The organism is Luteimonas salinisoli (assembly GCF_013425525.1).
Classification (GTDB): domain Bacteria; phylum Pseudomonadota; class Gammaproteobacteria; order Xanthomonadales; family Xanthomonadaceae; genus Luteimonas; species Luteimonas salinisoli.
Genome location: NZ_JACCKA010000073.1, coordinates 1 through 19,587, shown reverse-complemented (window position 1 = coordinate 19,587; position 19,587 = coordinate 1). Strand labels below are relative to the sequence as shown.

Below are 19,587 nucleotides of genomic sequence, written 5' to 3'. Positions count from 1 at the left end.
GGCGAGCGCTCCGTCTCGGCGCTGGACGCCGAGCGTCCGGCGCCGCGCGCCGGCGCGGCCGGACCCGTGATGCGATAATCCGCCCATGAGCGCATCCGACAAGACCGGCACCACCCATTTCGGCTACCGCGAGGTCCCCGCGGCCGAGAAGCAGAAGCTGGTGGGCGAAGTGTTCTCCTCGGTGGCCGGCAGCTACGACCTGATGAACGATCTGATGAGCCTGGGCATCCATCGGGTCTGGAAGCGCTACTTCGTCGCCACCGCGCAGGCCAAACGCGGCGACCGGGTGCTGGACCTGGCAGGCGGCACCGGCGACATCGCCGCGCTGCTGCGCGAGCGGGTCGGCGAGGACGGCGCGCTGGTGCTGGGCGACATCAACGGCGCCATGCTGCGCACCGGCCGCGACCGCATGACCGACCGCGGCCTGGTGCGCGGCTTCGACTACGTGCAGTGCAACGCCGAGACCCTGCCGTTCCCCGATGCCAGCTTCGACCTGGTCACGATCGCATTCGGCCTGCGCAACGTCACCGACAAGGACGCCGCGCTGCGCGAGATGCTGCGGGTGCTCAAGGTGGGCGGGCAGGCGCGAGTGCTGGAGTTCTCGCGGGTGCGGGCGGACTGGTTCCGGCCCGTCTACGACTTCCACTCCTTCCAGGTGCTGCCGCGGCTGGGCGCGCTGTTCGCCAGCGATGCCGACAGCTACCGCTACCTGGCCGAATCGATCCGCAGGCATCCGCCGCAGGACGAGCTGAAGTCGATGATGGAAGCGGCCGGGTTCGCCCGCTGCGGCTACCGCAACCTCACCGGCGGCATCGTCGCGATCCACGACGGCTACAAGGCCTGAGGGCCGAAACTCAGCCTTCGACCAGCCTGAGGCCGACGACGCCGAGCAGGATCAGCAGCAGGCAGGCGAGGCGCAGCGGCGAGGCGCTCTCGCCCAGCGCGAGGATGCCGACCGCCGCCACGCCGAGCGCGCCGATGCCCACCCAGATCGCGTAGGCGGTGCCGGCAGGCAGGTCCTTCAGTGCCAGGGTGAGCATGACGAAGCTGATCGCCGCGGTGACCAGCCCGAGCACGCTGGGCCAGAGCCGGGTGAATCCATCGCTTTGCTTGAGTGCGATCGCCCAGACGATCTCGAGCAACCCGGCGACGATCAACAGGATCCAGGCCAGCGTGGTGGTCGACGGCGTATGCATGGGTCGCTCGTTTCTATTGGGAGGGCAGTTGCCGAGTGCGGGCGCGACCACCCCAGTGTATTCGGGCGCCGGGCGGGTGCCGTGCAGATCGTGCGGTTTCATTCGACCCGCCGAAGGGCAGCAGGACGGCTACCGCGACCGCGCAGCACGCCAGTGCCGCCGCGGTGAGCCCGAGGGCGCCGATGCCGAATCGCGTGATCGTCCAGCCGCCGGCGATCGCGCCGGCGGCGATGCCAAGGTTGCACGCCGACAGGTTGAGCGCGCCGGCGAAGGCCGGCGCCGCCGGAGCCGCCAGCATCGTCCGCACCTGGCACAGCAACAGCACCGCGGCCTGCGTCATCCCCCAGGCGGCCAGGAGCGGCGCGAGCAGCCGGGGGTCGGGGCCCGCCAGCGTCAGGCCGGCGAGGATGGGCACGAGCAGCAGCGCCGCGCCGAGGCTGGCGGCGACCGGCCCGCGCTCGGCCAGGCGTCCTGCGATCCAGGTGCCGGGAACGCCCATCGCTCCGAATCCCATCAACGCGAGGGCGATGCCGGCGCTGCCGTAGCCGGCGACTACGTGCAGCCAGGCCGCGAGATAGGAGTAGGCCGAGAAGGTCGCGGCGGTCAGGCATGCGGACAGCAGCAGATGAAGCGCGAACCGGCTTTGCCGCAGGATCGCCGCCTGCGCCAGGATCGGGCCCGACGCGGAGGCCTGCAGCCGTGGGAACGCCGTAACCAGCCATGCCGCGGCCCCGGCCGCCGCCAGCGCCAGCGCGGCGAAGCTGCCGCGCCATCCGATGCAGTCGGCGAGTAGCACGCCTGCGGGAATCGCCAGCGCGATCGCCGCCGCCACGCCGAAGTAGAGGCCGGCCACCGCCCGGCCGGCCTGTCCCGCGGCGGCCAACCGCGCCGCCGCGGCGCTGCCCACGCTGATCAGTACCGGCAGGCCCGCCCCCTCGACCACGCGCACCGCGAGCACGAGTGGGTAGCCCGGCCAGATCGCGATCGCCAGGTTGCCGGCCGCGAAGCACAGCATCACCGTGGCCAGGACCCGATGCGGCGCCAGCCTGGCGCCCAGCAGGGTCAGCGGCGCGCCGAACAGCGCCGCGGCCAGCGCGAACCCCGAGACCAGCGTGCCGGCCGAAGCGATCGGCAGGCCGAGATCGCGCGCCATTTGCGGCAGCAGTCCCACCACGATGAATTCGGTGGTCACGGCCACCATGGCGGCGAACGCGAGCATCGCGACGACCGGAGTCCGCGATGCCGACGCGGCAACCGCGGATGTCGGCTGCGGCCGCGGCGTTCCATTCACGCAGCGAAGCCGCCATCCACCGCGATCGCCGCACCGGTAATGAAGCGTCCACCCTGGCCCGCCAGGTGCGCGACCGTCGCCGCGACGTCGTCGGCGTCCCCGAACCGGCCCAGCGGCAGACCTTGCCGCTGCAGGTCCGCGCCTTCCGCCTGCGCCGGGTTCATGTCGGTATCGGTCGGGCCGGGATGGACGACGTTGGCGGTGATCCCACGCGGCCCGAGATCCTGCGCCAGTCCCTTGCTCAACCCGGTCAGCGCCGCCTTGCTGGCTGCGTAGACGGTCATGTTGGGGCCGCCCGTGCGGTCGGCCAGGCAACTGCCGATATTGATGATCCGCCCGCCCGTGCCCATGTGTCGCGCTGCCGCCTGTGCGGCGACGAACGCGGCGCGCACGTGGATCGCCATGGTGCGGTCGAAGCTATCCAGGGTCACCGCCTCCAGCGGCTCGTACGGAAAGATGCCGGCGTTGTTGACCAGGATATCGATCCGCCCGAACTCGGCCACGGTGCGCTCGACCGCCGCCGCCACGGCCTGCGGATCGGCGCTGTCGGCGGCGATCGCCAGCGCCCTGCGGCCGTTGGCCTCGATCGCCGCGACGACTGCGCTGGCGCCCTTGGCCGAGCTGACGTAGGTCAGTGCGACATCCGCGCCTTCGCGCGCCAGCCGCTTGGCGATGGCCGCGCCGATGCCGCGGCTGCCGCCGGTCACCAGCGCGACCTTGCCGATCAAATCCGCCATGTTGTTTTCCTTTTATGTACCTTGTGGTAGGTAAATCATGCCCGCTTGATTCCGCGGGTCAAGGGAGTTATGTTCCAATCGGTATGAAAATGTGTGTTCCATGAATGTCAGGGGCCGCCCGCGCGGCTTCGATCGCGACGACGCACTGCGCGCGGCGATGCACGTGTTCTGGGAGCGCGGCTACGAGGGCGCCTCGATCGGCGAACTGACCCGGGCGATGAGCATCAACCGGCCAAGCCTGTACTCGGCCTTCGGCGACAAGGAGACGCTGTTCGCCGAGGCGGTGGCGCGCTACGAACGCGAGGAGAACGCCACCGCCCGGGCGCTGCGCGACCGGCCGACTGCGCGCGCCGCGGTCGAGGCGGTGCTGCGCGACAACGCCGATGCCTACTGCGACCCGGCCACGCCGCGCGGTTGCCTGGTGGTGACCGCCGCGGTCAACTGCGCCCCGGAGCACACTTCCGTACGCGCCCGCCTGGCCGCCAGCCAGCGCGCGGTGTCCGAAGCGCTGCTGCGGCGGATACGGCGCGCGGTGGCCGAGGGCGAACTCCCGGGCGAGACCGACGTCGGCGCCCTGGCCGGCTACTACGATGCGTTGCTGCAGGGGCTGTCGCTGCAGGCGCGTGCGGGCGTTTCGCGGCGGCGGCTGCAGCGGATCATCGACCACGCGATGCACGCCTGGGACGCCGTCGCGGGTCGATAGCGGGCACCAGCGGGTTCCGGGCACCCCGGGCGCCGCCCCGGAACGTTAGACTCGCAGGCCCGATCCGCCGAGGATTTGCCCTGACATGCGCGTTCCCCCGACCCGATCCGGCCGCCTGTTCCCCCTGGCGGTGCTGTCGCTGCTGGCCCTGCTCGCCGTCGGCTGCCAGCGCGAACCCACGCCCGAAACGTCCACTCCGATCGCCAGCCGGGAGGCCCCCGTGGCAGCAGAAGACCGCGACGAGCATTCCTACGCGGAACCCGACAAGGTGGTCATCGCCGATCTCGCCCTCGATCTCGATCTCGACTTTGAAACCAGGACCCTGGCCGGTACCGCCACCTACACCCTGGAGTGGAAGGACGACGGCGCCGGCGAACTGGTGCTGGATACCCGCGACCTCGCCATCGAGCGCGTCGAGGGCGAGACCGACGGCGCCTGGCAGCCGCTGCAGCACGCCCTCGATCCGGCGGACGAGCGTTTCGGCAGCCGCCTGGTGATCTCGACCCCGGAGCGCAATGCCAGGGTGCGCGTGGCCTATCGCACCTCGCCGAACGCCTCCGGCCTGCAGTGGCTGGAGCCGTCGATGACCGCGGGCGGCGAGCTGCCCTTCATGTTCAGCCAGTCGCAGGCGATCCATGCGCGCAGCTGGGTGCCGCTGCAGGACTCGCCGTCGGTGCGCTACACCTACGGCGCCACCGTGCGCTCGCGACCTGACGTGATGGTGCTGATGAGTGCCGACAACGACCCCGATGCGGTGCGCGACGGCGAGTACCGCTTCAGCATGCCGCAGAAGATCCCGTCCTATCTGATGGCGATCGCCGCGGGCGACCTGGTGTTCAAGCCGATCTCGACGCGCTCGGGCGTGTGGGCCGAGCCGGCCACCGTGGACGCCGCGGTGGAGGAGTTCGCCGACACCGAGGAGATGATCGTCACCGCCGAGCGGCTGTACGGCCCGTACCGCTGGGAGCGCTACGATCTGCTGATCCTGCCGCCCTCGTTCCCCTACGGCGGGATGGAGAACCCGCGGCTGTCGTTCATCACCCCGACGGTGATCGTCGGCGACAAGTCGCTGGTGTCGCTGATCGCCCACGAGCTGGCGCACAGCTGGTCGGGCAACCTGGTCACCAACGCCAGCTGGAAGGACATGTGGCTCAACGAGGGTTTCACCTCGTACGTGGAGAACCGCATCGTCGAGGCACTGTACGGCAGGGAGGTCGCCGACATGGAATACGTGATCGCGCGCGACGGCCTGCAGAAGGCCCTGGCCGACACGCCCGCGCAGCTGCAGGTGCTGGCGGTGCGGCCGGGCGACGCGCGCGACCCGGACGACACCTTCGGCGCCGTGGCCTACGACAAGGGCGCCTGGTTCCTGCAGTTCCTGGAGGAACGCTTCGGCCGCGACACCCTCGATGCCTTCCTGCGCGGCTACTTCGACGCATTCGCCTTCCAGAGCATCTCCACCGCCACCTTCGTCGAGCACCTGGAGGCGGAGCTGCTGCCGAAGAAGCCCGACGCGGTGACGAAGGCGGAGATCGAGGAATGGCTCTACGCGCCCGGCATCCCGGCCTCCGCGCCGATGGCGCTGTCGCCGCGGCTGGGACTGGTGGACTCGGCGCGGCTGGCCTGGCTGGGCAGCGCCCAGCTGCCGCCGCAGGCGATGACCGCCGACTGGACCACCCAGGAGTGGATCCACTTCCTCGAGGGCATGCCGGACACCCTGACCCTGGAGCAGATGTCGCAGCTCGACACCGCCTATGGGTTCACCGGCACGTCCAACGGCGAGCTGGCGATGCGCTGGTACCCGCTGGCGGTGCGCAGCGGCTATGCCATCGCCTTCGAGCCGATGAACGAGTTCCTGCAGCGGATCGGGCGGCGCAAGCTGATCATGCCGGTGTACGAGGCGCTGGCGACGACCGAGGAGGGCCTGGCGCTGGCGCGCAGCGCCCTGCGGCTGGCGCGGCCCGGCTACCACCCGATCACCACCGCTTCGGCGGAGAAGGCCCTGGACGAGGCGAGCCCGCCGCCCGGCTCGCGGGTGACGCCCGCCGCGCCCGCCGAGCCGGACATCCCGGAAACCGGTGCCGACGGCAGGACCGGCACCGACCCCGATGCGCCGCCGGCCGAAACGCCGACGCCGGCCGGTTGAGGCATGGGCACGGCGACGGTCGCGACCGCGGGGGCCGCCGCGGCGCTGGCCGCGGCCCTCGCCACGGCGATCGCGCTGTGGCGCGATCCCTGGCGGCTGGTACGCGCCGAGTACGCGCGTCAGCGCCGTGCGCTGGGCCTGCGCCGGCGGCGACGCACGATCGACGGCCTGCGCTGGACCTGGGCCGAGCGCGATGCCGCCCGGCCCGGTGCGCCTAGCCTGGTGATGCTGCACGGCTACACCGGCAGCAAGGAGAACTGGTACCGGCTGGCTGCGCGGCTGCGCGGCCGCTACCGGCTGCTGATCCCGGACCTGCCCGGCTGGGGCGACAGCCAGCGCCGCGGCGACGGCGACCACGGCTACGCCGCCGAGGCCGAGATGGCGGTCGGCTTCATCCGTGCGGTCGCCGGCGGGCCGGTGGTGCTGCTGGGCCACTCGATGGGAGGCGGCATCGCCGCGGTGGCGGCGGCGCGGTATCCGGAACTGGTCGAACGCCTGGTGCTGCTCAACGCCTCGGGCGTCGAGTTCGGCGAGAACCGTTTCGGGCTCGAGGTGCTCGACGGCGGCAATCCGTTCGGCGTCGAGGATGCCGATTCGCTGGAGCGCTATCTTTCGCTGCTGTTCCACCAGCGCGCGGCGCGGCCGCCGATCCCGTGGCCCGCGGCGCATGCGGTGATCGCCTTCCGCCGCCGCCAGGGCGGGTTCGAACAGTCGGTGCTCGACCGCATCGGCCGTGGCCCGGAGCGCTTCCTGCCCGGCGAAGAGGCGGCGCGGATCCGCCAGCCGACGCTGCTGGTCTGGGGCGCGCACGACCGGGTGATCGATCCCAGCGCCCTGGAGATGTTCGGCGCGCGCATTCCGCAGGCGCGCCGGCTGTTGCTCGAGGACAGCGGCCACATGACCCTGATGGAACAACCCGACGCCGTCGCCGCCGCGGTGACGGCCCTGATCGAGGAGGCACCCGCATGATTCCGCGTACCCTGGCCCTTGCACTGCTGCTGTCGACGCTGGCGCTGGGCGCCTGCAGCGATCCCGAAGCCGAGGCGCAGGCACGCGCCGAGGCCCAGGCCGCCGCCGCCGAGCGCGCCGCCGGCGAGGCCGCCGCCGGCTTCGATGCGGCGGTGGCCGAGGAGAACTGGGCACTGGCGAAGGCCCAGGCCGACGTGCTGCTGGCGCGCTGGCCGGACACCGAGGTCGCCGCGCGCGTGCGCGGCGAGTTCGACGCGGTGAAGGCGAAGGCCGACGCGATCCGCGAGGACGCACGCGCCGCCGCGCTGTGGCAGTACAACGTGCAGGAAGTGAAAGGCGGACAGCAGCGCTCGGCCGCGATCTTCGCCCGCGACGATGTCGACACCGACGGCAGCGGCGCGAAACAGGTGCGGCTGATCTTCCGCGACCACCCGTCCTGGGGCCGCAGCAGCTATCTGGTACTGCAGGCCGGCGACTTCGCCTGCGGCCGCGCCTGCCGCGTGCCGGTGAGCGTCGACGATGGCGAGCCCCGGCGCATGGCCGCCAACCGCCCGGTCACCGACGAGGCGATCGCCATGTTCATCGAGGACGAGGCGGCGCTATGGCGGATGACCGAGGGCGCGAAGACGCTGTCGATCGAGTTCCCGGTCAAGGCCGGTGGCACCCGCACCGCGGTGTTCGAGGTCGCCGGCCTGGACCGCGCCCGGATGCCCGGCTGGGATTGATGCCGGGATCGCGACAGCGACGGCCGCGCCAGCGGCCGGCCGCCGTGACGTGGAGCCTCGGCGCATGGCCGGAAACGCGCCGGAAGCCCGGGCGTTGGCACGGCGACGGCGCGGAGGCGCACGGACCGGCGGTCGGTCCCGATGGCCCGCCGGCGGGCGCAGCGTGACCGATTCCGGACGCTGGTGCGTCTTACAGGGGGAGTCCAGGGAGTGCCCGTGTCCGGCACGAGTCCGCGAACCGAATCCGAGCAGGCGTTCGAACAGCTGAACCGGCGCTTCCGGCCCGGCCTGATGGCGTTCTTCCTGCGTCGCCTGGGCAACCACGCCGAGGCCGAGGACCTGACCCAGGAGGTGTTCATCCGGTTGGCCGGCGTGGATGCGGCGCGGGTGCAGTCGGCGGAGGCCTACATCTTCCAGATGGCCGCCAATCTGCTGCGCGATCGCAGCCGCCGCGAGAAGGTGCGGTTCGACTACCGGGCCGAGGCGATGGTGGCCGCGGATGCCGGTGTCGATCTGCTCGACCCGCTCCGGGTCGCCGCCGACCGCGAATCGCTGGCGGGGCTGGCGGCGGCGCTGGGCGAACTGCCCGGCCGTGCCCGGACGATCTTCATCCTCTATCGGCTCGAGAACGTGGACAAGCGCGACATCGCCCAGGCCTTCGAGATCTCGCTCAGCACCGTGGAGCGCGAACTGACCCGCGTCATGGCGCACCTGACCCGCCGCGTGAGGGGAAGCGGATGAGCCCCCCGTCGACGCTCCCGCCCGGTGCCGATCGCGTCGAGCAGGCCAGCGCCTGGTGCCTGCGCCTGGCCGAGGGCAGCCTGTCGCCCGAGGTGCGCGCGCGGTTCGATGCCTGGCTGGCGGCCGATCCGGCCAATGCGCGGGCGTTCGACGACGTCGCGTGCACGTGGCAGTCGCTGGAGCAGACCCACCAGTCGCCCGCGCTGATCGCCATGCGGCGCAGCGCACTGGATGCCTTCCGCCGCGGCCACGCGGCGCAGTGGAGTCGCGGCGCCTCGCGCAGCCGGCGAACGCTGGCGGCCGTCGCCGCCGTTCTGGCGCTCTTGGCGATCGGAACGGGGGCGTGGCTCCGGTTGGTGCCGAGCGCCTACCAGACCGGGCTGGGCGAACGGCAGGTCGTCGTCCTGGCGGACGGTTCCAGACTGTCGCTCGATGCCCAGAGCCGCGTCGACGTGCGCTATACCGGCGATCGCCGGGTATTGCGGCTCAGGCGCGGCCGCGCCAAGTTCCAGGTGGCCCGGGATCCGCTGCGGCCCTTCAGCGTCGGCGTGGCGGACAAGACGGTGGTGGCGACCGGCACCGAGTTCAGCGTGGAATTGCTGGCCACCCAGGTGCACGTGATCCTGTACGAGGGGAGCGTTGAAGTGCTGGGCGGGGAGCGGGGCGGTGCGCTGCGGCCGGTGTCATTGACGCCGGAGCCGGAAACGCCGGCCGGCGCGGCGGCCGGCGCGCTCACGCCCGGGACCGAGCTCGTCGCCGGGATCGCCGCCGATCGGGCGCTGGTGAAAGCCGCCGACCCCGTACGTTCGCTGGCGTGGGAAGCCGGGCAGCTCGCCTTCAACGACGAGCCCTTGTCGTCGGCGGTGGAGCGGATGAACCGCTACGCCGAGGTCCCGCTCGCCATCGGCGATCCCGGTGCCGGGCGGATCCGCGTCAGCGGCGCGTTCGTGGCGGGCGATACCGCCGCGTTCGTCGAGGGCGTCACCGGCATCTTCCCGGTGCGCGTGATCGAGAGCGACGGCAGGTTGACCTTCGTCAGCGCCCGCTGACCAGGCGCGGCCGACGTACGGATCGAGGCCTGTCGGCGTCCGTAGAGCGACGGCCAGCGCCCGCCGCATCGCACGCACGAAGGGGCGCGGACGCGGGCACCGGGCGCGTGCGGCTGACGGACTTTTCTTCCTGGTGCGTCTTACCCATCGTTCCGGATCATCGAGTGGTCATCGCAATGACGAGAGAGCGCCATCGCCAATGTCCAGGGAAAGGCCGCACGATCGCCGGACCGTCCGGCCGGTTCGCGCCCGGCGCGCTTGCCGCCGTCGTGCTGGTCGCGCTCGGATCGGCGGGCGCGGCGAATGCGCAGGTGGCGGAGGACCTAGCGGCGCCCCGGGCGGAAGAAGTCGCCTACCGGTTTGACATCCCCGCCCAGCCGCTGGGCGATGCCCTGCAGGCCTTCGCGCGCGCCTCGCGGCAACAGGTGTCCTTCGACGGCGCCGCATTGGCGGGGAAGACCAGCAGCGGGCTGTCCGGCGACTATCTCCCGGAGGAGGCGCTGCGGCGGCTGCTGGAAGGCTCCGGCGCCGTCTTCACTCGTGGTGTCCGCGGGGTGTGGATGGTGGGGCCGGCGCAGCCGCCGCCGGCGGCCTCCGGCCGGGTTGCGCAGTGGGAGACCATCGTGGTGACGGGGACCAACATCCACGACGTGGCCCCCGCCGGCGCCCCGGTGCTGATCCTGGACGCCGAGGACATCCGCGCGAGCGGCTATTCCAGCACCGAGCAGCTGATGCAGTCCTTGCCGCAGAACTTCCGCGGCGGGGAGGCGGGCGCATCGGCCGACGTCAACATGAGCGTCGGCTCGCAGCGCGGCTTCAACGCCACGGCCGGCTCCGGCGTCAACCTGCGCGGCCTGGGGTCGAGGGCGACGCTGCTGCTGATCAACGGCCGGCGCGTCGCGGCGTCGTCGGCCGGCACCTTCACCGATATCTCGATGATCCCGATCGACGCCATCGAGCGCATCGAAGTCCTCACCGACGGCGCCTCGGCCATCTATGGCGCCGATGCGGTCGCCGGGGTGGTGAACGTGATCCTGAAGTCGGACTACGACGGCGCGGAGACGCGGGCGAGCTATGGGTTCACCACCGAAGGCGGGCGCGACGAATATCGCCTCTCGCACAATCACGGCTGGCAGTGGAGCGGCGGCAGCATGATGCTGGGCGCGGAATACCTGCACCAGGGCCATCTGCTCGCGAGCGAGCGCGGCTTCACCGCCAACGTGCCCCCGCCGACCTCGATATTTCCTTCCAACAGGCTGACCAGCCTCGTGTTCTCGGGCCGCCAGCGCATCGGCGAGGCGCTGTCGCTGCAGGCCGACATCCAGTATTCCGAGGCCGAGCGCTATTCGGTGTCCACCGGCGTCGCCCGCAGCGAGAGTTTCATCAGGCCCACGCGCAGGAACGCGGCCCTGGGGCTCGAGTACCGGGCATTCGGCGACTGGACGTTCTCGGTGGACGCTTTCGCCAGCGACGAGGACGCCAGGAACCGCCTGTTCGCCTATACGCCGGATGGGGCGCCGAATTTCGACTATGCCCAGCTGCGGACCCAGGACCAGTGGGGCGCCGAGCTGCGGGCCACCGGTTCCGTGTTCGACCTTCCGGCCGGGCCGGCCAAGCTCGCCCTGGGTGTCTCGTACAAGGAGGAGAAGTACTCCCGGCGGATCGATTTCTACGATCTGTACCAGGCGCTGGGCCGCGACAGCGTCGCCGGGTTCGCCGAGCTCCACCTGCCGCTGGTGGGCAGCGACAACGCGATCCCCGGCATCCGCCGCCTGGACCTGTCCATCGCCGGGCGCTACGACGACTATTCCGACTTCGGCAGCACCCGCAACCCGCGGATCGGGCTGTCGTGGTCGCCCATCTCCGGGCTGACCCTGCGCTCGAGCTACAGCACCTCGTTCCGGGCGCCTTCGATCGGCGAGGAGGCCCGCTTCGGCGAGCAGGGACTCTTCGGGATCGAGATCCTGCCGTTCTACGCGGCCGACGGAACCGACCTGGTGCCCGTGGTGATGTGGCTGGGTTCGGAGGACCTGCGCCCCGAGGAGTCGGACAACTGGACCTTCGGACTCGACTGGAAACCGCCGTCCGCACCGGGCCTCGCGGTCGCGCTGACCTACTACGACATCGCCTACTCCGACCGCATCATCCTTCCCCCGTTCGACCGGGGCGCGCTGAGCAATCCAGAACTGCAGTCCTTCGTGCGCTTCTACGATTCGCCTGCGGAGTTGCGCGCGCTGGTCGAGGAACGCGTCGCCCGCGGGGTCTTCCTGGTGGACGCCACTTCGGGGTTGTTCGGGCCGGATCCGCTGAGCCAGGCCACCGCCGCGTACAGCTACCTGTGGACCAACGCCGACCGCGTCGATGTCAGCGGCTTCGACCTGGGCATCGACTACCCGTTCCGCCGCGGCGACAACCGGTTCGAAGTCGGGTTGAACGCCAACTACATCCGCCGAATGCTCAACCGCGTCTCGCCCTCCGCGCTCCCCTACGACCTGGCGGGAACGTTCGCGAACCCGCCGAAGCTGCGCGCCAGGGGGCTGTTGTCCTGGTCGCGCGACGGCCTTTCGAGCGATGTGCACGTCAACTACACCCATTCCTACACCGACACCTCGGGGCTGGTTGACCGTCCCGTCGATGCCTATGTCACGGTCGATCTCGTCGCCCGCTACACGTTCGACGCGGACGCGAGAGGGCTGACGGACGGCCTGTCCCTGTCGTTCACCGCGACCAACCTGCTCGACGAACAGCCGCCCTACGTCGAGTTCGGAGGCGGAGGATCCAACTATGACGCTGCCAACGCGAGCCCTCTGGGCCGCATGGTCTCCCTGCAGGTCGCCAAGCGCTGGTAGGCGGGCGATGGACGCGAGGAGCCTGTGGTACGCGCTGGGCCTGGCCGCATGCCTGGCACTGTCCGGCTGGGCGCCGCCCGCGGCCGCCGCGGCGGCCGCGCCGACCTTCGTCGTCGGCGACAGCCCGCCGGCGCTGGCGCCGATGGCCGCCTGGATCAAGGGCGGGCCGGTCGTCGAATTCAGGCCCGGGCACGTCTACGTGGTCAAGTTCTTCGCGACCTGGTGCGGGGCCTCCCGGGAATCGATGGCGCAGTTGAGCGAGCTGGCCCGCAGGCACGCGGGCAGGCTGACGGTGGTCGGCGTCAACGTCCGCGAGGCCGAGCACGGCGAGGCCGATGCAGGGGCGGTGGCGGACCTCGTGGAGCGCCGGGGCGACCAGATGGACTACATCGTGGCGATGGACGATCCGGAGCGGAAAACCATGTTCGAGGCCTGGATGTCCGCCGCGGGCACCTACGCCATTCCCACCGCCTTCATCATCGGCCGGGACGGGAGGCTGGCCTACGTCGGTTTCCCGCTCGACCAGCAGGCCTCCTACACCTTCGAGCAGGCGCTCGAAGATGCGCTCGCGGGGACCAGCGACCTCGCAGCGGCGCGGAGCGTGCAGGCGCAGGTGAACGAGCAGACCCGGTGGTACCTGAAGGACCGGGCCTTGCTGGCGCCGTTGCACCAGGCGCGCGACCGGGGAGATCATCGCGGGGTACTGGCCGAGGCGGACAGGATCGTGGCGCACGATTCGCGGTACGAAGCCAGGCTCTTCGCGGAACGGCTGGCGGCCATGCTGCATGTCGACGAGGGCGAGGCCCTGGCGTTCGCCGATCGCCATGTGCGGCAGGCAAGGGCCGGCGAAATCGCCGACGCCGCTCCCGCGCCCCGGGCCTCGGGGACGGTCGGCCGGACGATCGCGCGGGAGCAGGGCCTGTCCGGCCAGGCATACGAGCGTGCGGTCGACTACCTGCAGGCGTCGCTGGCCGGCGATCCGGACGGCATGCTGGACTGGCTCGCGCTCGCGCAGGCGCGATACCGGCTCGGCGACCTCGACCGGGCGATCGCAGCGCAGGAGCGCGCGATCGAGCTGGGACGCGAAATCGGCGAGATGCCGGCCGAGACGGCCGAGGAGCTGGAACGGACGCTGGCCCACTACAGGCGCGAAGGCCGGGAAAGGTGAAGCTGATTGCGGCGCCCCACGCGAGCGGACCATGCACCCGTGGTGCATGGCTGGCCGTGGTGGCTTCCGGCTCCTACAGCGCGTAGCCGAACTGCTGGCGGAACTGGCCGGCGAAGTCGTCGTAGTCGAAGCGCTGGTTCTGGGTGCCGGGGTGCTCCACCTTCAGCGCCCCCATCAGGTTGCCGATGCGGCCGGTGGTCATCCAGTCGTAGCCGCCGGTGATGCCGAAGATCAGCCCGGCGCGGAAGGCATCGCCGCAGCCGGTGGGGTCGGTGACCCGGCGCTCGTGCGCGGGCGGGATGTCGTAGACCTTGTCGCCGGCGCGGATGATCGCGCCCTTGGGGCCGCGGGTGGCGATGTAGGCCTTCACCTTGCCGGCGATCTGTTCCTCGCTCCAGCCGGTGCGCTCCTGCAGCAGGTTGGACTCGTAGTCGTTGACGGTGACGTAGTCGGCCTTGTCGATGAACGCACGCAGCTCGTCGCCGTTGAACAGCGGCATGGCCTGGCCGGGGTCGAAGATGAAGGGGATGCCGGCCTCGGCGAATTCCTCGGCGTTCTGCAGCATGCCCTCGCGCCCGTCCGGGCTGACGATGCCGAACTTCACGCCCTCCACCTGCTTCACGTGGTTTTCGTAGCTGCGCATCATCGCCCCGGGATGGAAGGCGGTGATCTGGTTGTTGTCGTGGTCGGTGGTGATGAACGCCTGCGGGGTGAACAGCTCTTCGATCACCTTCACCTGGTCCAGGCGGATCTCCATCTCCTCGAACCATTCCCGGTAGGGGCCGAAATCCTGGCCGACGGTAGCCATCGGGATGGGCTCGCCGCCGAGCAGCTTGAGGTTATAGGCGATATTGCCGGCGCAGCCCCCGAACTCGCGACGCATCCGCGGCACCAGGAACGAGACGTTGAGAATATGGACCTTGTCCGGGAGGATGTGGTTCTTGAACTGGTCGGGGAACACCATGATGGTGTCGTAGGCCAGGGAACCGCAGATCAGGACGGACATCGGCTAGGGCTCGGGCTGCACAAAAGATCGCTAGGGTAGCGGCCGGAGGCGGCCGAGGCCAGACGATCCGCGGGCGGATCGTGGCGCGCTTGCCGGCGGCCGCACCAGGTAGCCCTGGAATGGGGGCGGGGGGGGCGCCCGCGCCGGTCGCTGTGGAGGGCGACGGAGTCGCGATTTCCGCCGAGCCGGGCGCCGCGACTTCCGCCGCTTCCACGGGATCTCTCCCGCCCGGGCGTGGAGGTCGGAGCCGCCCCCCGCCGCGCGGGCCATGACCCGGGTCGCCGCCCGGCCCGCCTGCGGCCGAGCCCCGTGCCCCTGCTGCTGCATCCGCCACCACGCCCAGTGCCTTTTTGCTAGGCTTGTCGCCCCTTTACCCCTTGCATGGCGCGCTCGGCGCCGGCCCCTGACGGACCCCGATCCCAGATGTTCAAGAAGTTCCGCGGCCTGTTCTCCAACGACCTGTCCATCGACCTGGGCACGGCCAATACCCTCATCTTCGTCCGCGGGCAGGGAATCGTGCTCAACGAGCCTTCGGTGGTGGCGGTGCGCCAGGACCGCGCCGGCGGCCACAAGGCGGTGGCCGCGGTCGGCAGCGAGGCCAAGCAGATGCTCGGCCGCACCCCCGGCAACATCACCACCCACCGGCCGATGAAGGACGGGGTGATCGCCGACTTCACCTACACCGAGGAGATGCTCAAGCACTTCATCCGCAAGGTCCACAAGTCGCGGTTCCTGCGGCCCAGCCCGCGGGTGCTGATCTGCGTGCCCTGCGGCTCGACCCAGGTGGAGAAGCGCGCGATCAAGGACTCGGCGATGGAGGCCGGCGCCCGCGACGTCTCGCTGATCGAGGAGCCGATGGCGGCGGCGATCGGCGCCGGCATGCCGGTCACTGAGGCGCGAGGCTCGATGGTGGTGGATATCGGCGGCGGCACCACCGAGGTCGCGGTGATCGCGCTCAACGGCATCGTCTACTCGCAGTCGGTGCGGATCGGCGGCGACCGCTTCGACGAGTCGATCATCAACTACGTGCGCCGCAACCACGGCATGCTGATCGGCGAATCCACCGCCGAGCGGATCAAGCTGGAGATCGGTTGCGCGTATCCCCAGGAGCGCAACGTCGAGATGGAGGTCTCGGGCCGGCACTTGGCCGAGGGCGTGCCGAAGATGATCAAGATCGGCTCCACCGAGGTGCTGGACGCATTGCGCGAGCCGCTGGCCGGCATCGTCGAGGCGATCAAGCAGGCGCTTGAGCAGACCCCGCCGGAGCTGTGCGCCGACGTCGCCGAGCGCGGCATCGTGCTGACCGGCGGCGGCGCGCTGCTGCGCGATCTCGACCGCCTGATCAGCGAGGAGACCGGCCTGCACGTGCAGGTCGCCGAGGACCCGCTGACCTGCGTGGCCCGCGGCGGCGGCCGCGCGCTGGAGCTGCTGGACATGCACGGCAACGAGTTCTTTACCGCCGAGTAGCCGGGATTGGTGATTCGTGATTGGTGATGGTGATTCGTAGTTCGTGATTCGTGATTCGTGATTCGCAAAGCCCTATGCTTGAGCTGAGTTCGCCGTGAGCCGCCGCGCGGACGGCTGCTCCTGACGAATACCAATCACGAATCACCAATCACGGCCCTCAATGCCCTCCTACGCCAGTCCTGCCGCGTCCCGCCCCGGCGATGTCGCTGGAACCCTGCGGCTGCTGGCCTACCTGGCGATCGCCATCGCCCTGATCGTCGCCGACCACCGCGGCGACTGGCTCGACCGCGTGCGCGGCTACGCCTCGGTGGCGATGCAGCCGGTCTGGTGGCTGGCGGGCCTGCCGTCGCGACTGGGCCGCAACGTGCGCGAGGACGCCGTGACCCGCGCCCTGCTGGCCGATGACAACCGCCGCCTGCGCAACGAGCTGCTGGTCAGCCGCGCCCGCCTGGCGCGGCTGCAGGTGGCCGCCACCGAGAACGCGCGCCTGCGCGGCCTGCTCGGCTCGGCCGAGCGCGGCGGCCTCGATGTGCGCCTGGCGCCGATCCTCGACGTCGACCTCGATCCCACCCGCCAGCGGGTGATGCTCAGCGCCGGCGCGCGCCAGGGCGTCACCATCGGCCAGTGCGTGATCGACGCCGGAGGCGTGGTCGGGCAGATCATCGAGACCACCCCCACCACCGCCACGGTGCTGCTGCTGACCGACCCCGACCACGCGGTCCCGGTGGTGGTGGCGCGCACCGGGGTGCGGCTGGTGGTCTACGGCCAGGGGCGCAGCGACCGGCTGCGGGTGCCGAACGTACCGCTGTCGAGCGACGTCGAGGTCGGCGACGAGCTGGTCACGTCTGGACTGGGCGGGCGCTTCCCGCCCGGCTTCCCGGTCGGCCGGATCGCCGCGCTCGCGCCCGACGACAGCCGCGCCTTCCTGGTCGGCGACGTGGTGCCGGCCGCGCGGCTGGACCGCGGCCGCGATGTGCTGCTGCTGCAGGAGGGCGCGGATCCGGCGATCGGCAACCGGGGGGCGGGGGGGCCGGCGGGCGATGCGGAAGCGGACGCCGGCGCGGAGCCCGCCGCTGGCGGTGCGCTGCCCGAGCCGCCGGCAGCCCCGGAGGGTCGGCCATGAAGCGGCCAGCCCGCGCCTGGCTGCTGCCGCTGAGCGTGCTGGTCGCGCTGCTGCTCGGGCTGCTGCCGCTGCCGCCGGGGCTGCAGCCGTTCCGCCCCTACTGGCTGGCCCTGGTGGTGGCGTACTGGGTGATCGAGGACCACGACCGCGCCGGCCTCGGCCTGGCGTTCGCCGTGGGGCTGATCGGCGACCTCGCCTTCGGCGGCCTGCTCGGCGAGCAGGCGCTGCGGCTGACGGTGATGGCCTTCATCCTGCAGCGTTTCCGCAACCAGCTGCGCTTCTTCCCGATCGCCCAGCAGGCGCTGGCGATCGGCGGCCTGCTGCTCAACGACCGGGTGGTGGCCGCGGCGATCCACGTCGCCCTGGGCGAGCCGCAACTGCCGTGGATGTACTGGCTCGCGCCGGTGCTGGGCATGCTGCTGTGGGCGCCGCTGTACGTGCTGCTCGACGCGATCGGGCGTTCCCGACGGGCCCGCTGAGGTGATCCGCCACGCCCGCAGGCTGCGCAACCCGAAGGCCGAGGCGGCGCAGTTCCGCGTGCGCGCGCTGCTCGGCTTCATCGCGGTGGTGCTGGCCCTGGGCGGGCTGGCGGCCTGGTATTTCCGGCTGCAGGTGCTGCAGTACAGCGACTACGCGCGCCAGTCCGAGGCCAACCGCATCAAGCTGCGGCCGGTGGTGCCCGGGCGCGGACTGATCTACGACCGCCAGGGCCGGATCGTCGCCGACAACGTGCCGGCCTACCGGCTCGAGGTCACCCCGGAGGATGCCGGTGATACCGAAACCCTGATCGACGGGCTGTCGCGGATCTTCGCGCTGGCCCCTGCGGACATCGCCAGGTTCCGCGAGCAGCGCCGGGTCAACCGCGGGTTCCGCCCGATCACCCTGAAGCTGCGGGTCGAGGAACACGAGGCGGCGCGCTTCGCGGTGGACCGCTGGCGCTTCCCCGGCGTCGAGGTGGTGCCCTATCTCAACCGCCGTTACCCCTACGGGCAGCTGTTCGCGCACGTGGTCGGCTACGTCGGCCGCACCGACGAGGACGACGTGGCCCGCTACGGCCGCGACCACGTGCTGTTCCCGCATACCGGCCGCACCGGCCTGGAGCGCTCCTACGAGGACGTGCTGCGCGGCGCGATCGGCTACGAGCAGGTCGAGACCAACGTCGAAGGCCGCGAACTGGACACCGTCGGCCGGCAGCCGGCGACCGCCGGCACCGACTTGCGCCTGAGCATCGACGTGCACCTGCAGCAGGCGATGGTGCGCGCCTTCGCCGGCCTGCACGGCTCTGCCGTGGCGGTGGACCCGGCCAGCGGCGAGGTGCTGGGCATGGTCAGCCTGCCCAGCTTCGATGCCAACCTGTTCGTCAACGGCATCTCCCACGCCGACTACCGGCGGCTGATGGACGACCCGGCCAAGCCGCTGTTCAACCGCAACGTGCTCGGCGGCGGCCCGCCGGGGTCGACGATCAAGCCGTTCGTGGCGCTGGCGGGCGTCGACAGCGGCATGCGCCGGCCCGAGGACACGGTGTTCTCGACCGGCGAGTTCTTCATCCCCGGCCAGAGCCGCGGCTACCGCGACGCCGCGGGCGGCGCCGGCCGGGTGGACATGCGCGACTCGATCTCGCGCTCGATCAACTTCTACTACTACAAGCTCGCCTACGAGATGGGGATCGCGCGCTTCGCCGAGTACATGGGGCGGTACGGCTTCGGGCAGCCGACCGGCATCGACCTGGTCGGCGAGAACGCCGGCGTGGTGCCCTCGCCGCAGTGGAAGGCCGGGCGCAGCCCCGAGCCCTGGTATCCGGGCGAGACCGTGATCGCCGGCATCGGCCAGGGCTACTGGATCGCCACGGCGCTGCAGCTGGCGCGCGGCACCGCGGCGATCGCCAACGGCGGCGAGCTGCACCCGTTGCGGCTGGTTTCCGGGATGCGCGAGGGCTACGACCAGCCGTGGCGCGCCGCCGACACGGGCAGCCCGCCGCGCATCACCGACAGCCCCGACCATCTGCGTGCGGTGCAGGAGGGCATGGTCGCCACCATCCACGGTCGCGGCACCGCCACCGCCCTGGCGCGCGGCGCCGAATACACCATGGCCGGCAAGACCGGCACCGCGCAGCGGGTCGGCCGCCGCGGCAACGCCCGTACCGATCCGCGCTCGCTGCCCTACCATCTGCGCCACCAGGCGCTGTTCGTCGGCTACGCGCCGGCGGACGCGCCGACCATCGCGGTGGCGGTGGTGGTGGAACACGGCGGCTACGGCGGCGTCACCGCCGCGCCGATCGCGCGCCGGATCTTCGACGCCTGGATCCTCGGCACCATGCCGGAGCTCGAGGAGGGCGAGACCGAAGCGGTGGCCGCACGCCCGCATGGCGACCCGGTGGCGCGCGCGCGGGATGCTGCGCAGGCCGGGCACGCGGGCGC

16 protein-coding genes and 1 pseudogene are annotated in these 19,587 nt (G+C 71.3%); 13 read left to right on the top strand and 4 right to left on the bottom strand.

The genetic code is table 11. The annotated features are described in order from the left end of the window. Positions 1-85 precede the first annotated feature (85 nt). A complete protein-coding gene (ubiE, locus tag H0E84_RS12385; protein WP_180678962.1) occupies positions 86-844 on the top strand; it encodes a bifunctional demethylmenaquinone methyltransferase/2-methoxy-6-polyprenyl-1,4-benzoquinol methylase UbiE in 759 nt (252 codons plus the stop codon). A 10-nt stretch (positions 845-854) separates the two neighbouring features. On the opposite strand, the gene H0E84_RS12380 is transcribed toward ubiE, so the two are convergent. The 3 genes from H0E84_RS12380 to H0E84_RS12370 form a co-directional block, all read right to left on the bottom strand. Next, the gene (locus H0E84_RS12380; RefSeq protein ID WP_180679101.1) at positions 855-1,172 is read right to left on the bottom strand and encodes a DMT family transporter; all 318 of its coding nucleotides are present in this window, start codon (positions 1,170-1,172) and stop codon (positions 855-857) included. A 37-nt stretch (positions 1,173-1,209) separates the two neighbouring features. Further along, the gene (locus tag H0E84_RS12375; protein ID WP_180678961.1) at positions 1,210-2,415 is read right to left on the bottom strand and encodes an MFS transporter; all 1,206 of its coding nucleotides are present in this window, start codon (positions 2,413-2,415) and stop codon (positions 1,210-1,212) included. A gap of 68 nt (positions 2,416-2,483) precedes the next feature. Further along, complete coding sequence (locus H0E84_RS12370) at positions 2,484-3,224, bottom strand: 3-oxoacyl-ACP reductase family protein (protein ID WP_180678960.1); 741 nt, start codon at positions 3,222-3,224, stop codon at positions 2,484-2,486. Between the two features lie 100 nt (positions 3,225-3,324). Here H0E84_RS12370 and H0E84_RS12365 point away from each other — a divergent pair, with 100 nt between their 5' ends. The 8 genes and pseudogenes from H0E84_RS12365 (at position 3,325) to H0E84_RS12330 (ending at position 13,574) form a co-directional block, all read left to right on the top strand. Then, entirely contained in the window at positions 3,325-3,927 is a 603-nt protein-coding gene (locus H0E84_RS12365; RefSeq protein WP_180678959.1) for a TetR/AcrR family transcriptional regulator, read from the top strand. A gap of 85 nt (positions 3,928-4,012) precedes the next feature. Next, positions 4,013-5,998, top strand: a pseudogene (locus H0E84_RS12360) (M1 family metallopeptidase); the annotation flags it as partial. Positions 5,999-6,076: 78 nt separating this feature from the next. Continuing rightward, positions 6,077-7,042, top strand: coding sequence for an alpha/beta fold hydrolase (locus H0E84_RS12355; protein WP_180678957.1), 966 nt, complete (start codon positions 6,077-6,079; stop codon positions 7,040-7,042). After that, positions 7,039-7,767: a hypothetical protein gene (locus tag H0E84_RS12350; protein WP_180678956.1), complete on the top strand. Its 729-nt coding sequence runs from the start codon at positions 7,039-7,041 to the stop codon at positions 7,765-7,767. Before H0E84_RS12355 ends, H0E84_RS12350 begins: the two co-directional genes overlap by 4 nt. Positions 7,768-7,983: 216 nt before the next feature. After that, entirely contained in the window at positions 7,984-8,508 is a 525-nt protein-coding gene (locus H0E84_RS12345) for an RNA polymerase sigma factor (protein ID WP_219339726.1), read from the top strand. Further along, positions 8,505-9,557: a FecR family protein gene (locus tag H0E84_RS12340; protein ID WP_180678954.1), complete on the top strand. Its 1,053-nt coding sequence runs from the start codon at positions 8,505-8,507 to the stop codon at positions 9,555-9,557. The genes H0E84_RS12345 and H0E84_RS12340 overlap by 4 nt, the downstream gene beginning before the upstream one ends. A 311-nt stretch (positions 9,558-9,868) precedes the next feature. Next, positions 9,869-12,406, top strand: a complete 2,538-nt coding sequence (locus tag H0E84_RS12335; protein WP_180678953.1) for a TonB-dependent receptor domain-containing protein — start codon at positions 9,869-9,871, stop codon at positions 12,404-12,406. Between the two features lie 7 nt (positions 12,407-12,413). Then, complete coding sequence (locus tag H0E84_RS12330; RefSeq protein ID WP_180678952.1) at positions 12,414-13,574, top strand: TlpA disulfide reductase family protein; 1,161 nt, start codon at positions 12,414-12,416, stop codon at positions 13,572-13,574. Positions 13,575-13,647: 73 nt separating this feature from the next. On the opposite strand, the gene H0E84_RS12325 is transcribed toward H0E84_RS12330, so the two are convergent. Then, positions 13,648-14,580 carry a carbohydrate kinase family protein gene (locus H0E84_RS12325; RefSeq protein WP_180678951.1) on the bottom strand — a complete coding sequence of 311 codons (933 nt, stop codon included), beginning with the start codon at positions 14,578-14,580 and terminating at the stop codon, positions 13,648-13,650. 423 nt (positions 14,581-15,003) lie between these two features. Here H0E84_RS12325 and H0E84_RS12320 point away from each other — a divergent pair, with 423 nt between their 5' ends. The 4 genes from H0E84_RS12320 to mrdA all read left to right on the top strand — a co-directional run. Continuing rightward, a complete protein-coding gene (locus tag H0E84_RS12320; protein WP_180678950.1) occupies positions 15,004-16,047 on the top strand; it encodes a rod shape-determining protein in 1,044 nt (347 codons plus the stop codon). A 160-nt stretch (positions 16,048-16,207) separates the two neighbouring features. Next, positions 16,208-17,170: a rod shape-determining protein MreC gene (gene mreC, locus H0E84_RS12315; RefSeq protein WP_180678949.1), complete on the top strand. Its 963-nt coding sequence runs from the start codon at positions 16,208-16,210 to the stop codon at positions 17,168-17,170. Further along, positions 17,167-17,649 carry a rod shape-determining protein MreD gene (gene mreD / locus H0E84_RS12310; RefSeq protein ID WP_180678948.1) on the top strand — a complete coding sequence of 161 codons (483 nt, stop codon included), beginning with the start codon at positions 17,167-17,169 and terminating at the stop codon, positions 17,647-17,649. Before mreC ends, mreD begins: the two co-directional genes overlap by 4 nt. A gap of 1 nt (position 17,650) precedes the next feature. Then, a partial coding sequence (gene mrdA / locus H0E84_RS12305) for a penicillin-binding protein 2 (RefSeq protein ID WP_180678947.1) occupies positions 17,651-19,587 on the top strand: 1,937 nt, incomplete at its 3' end.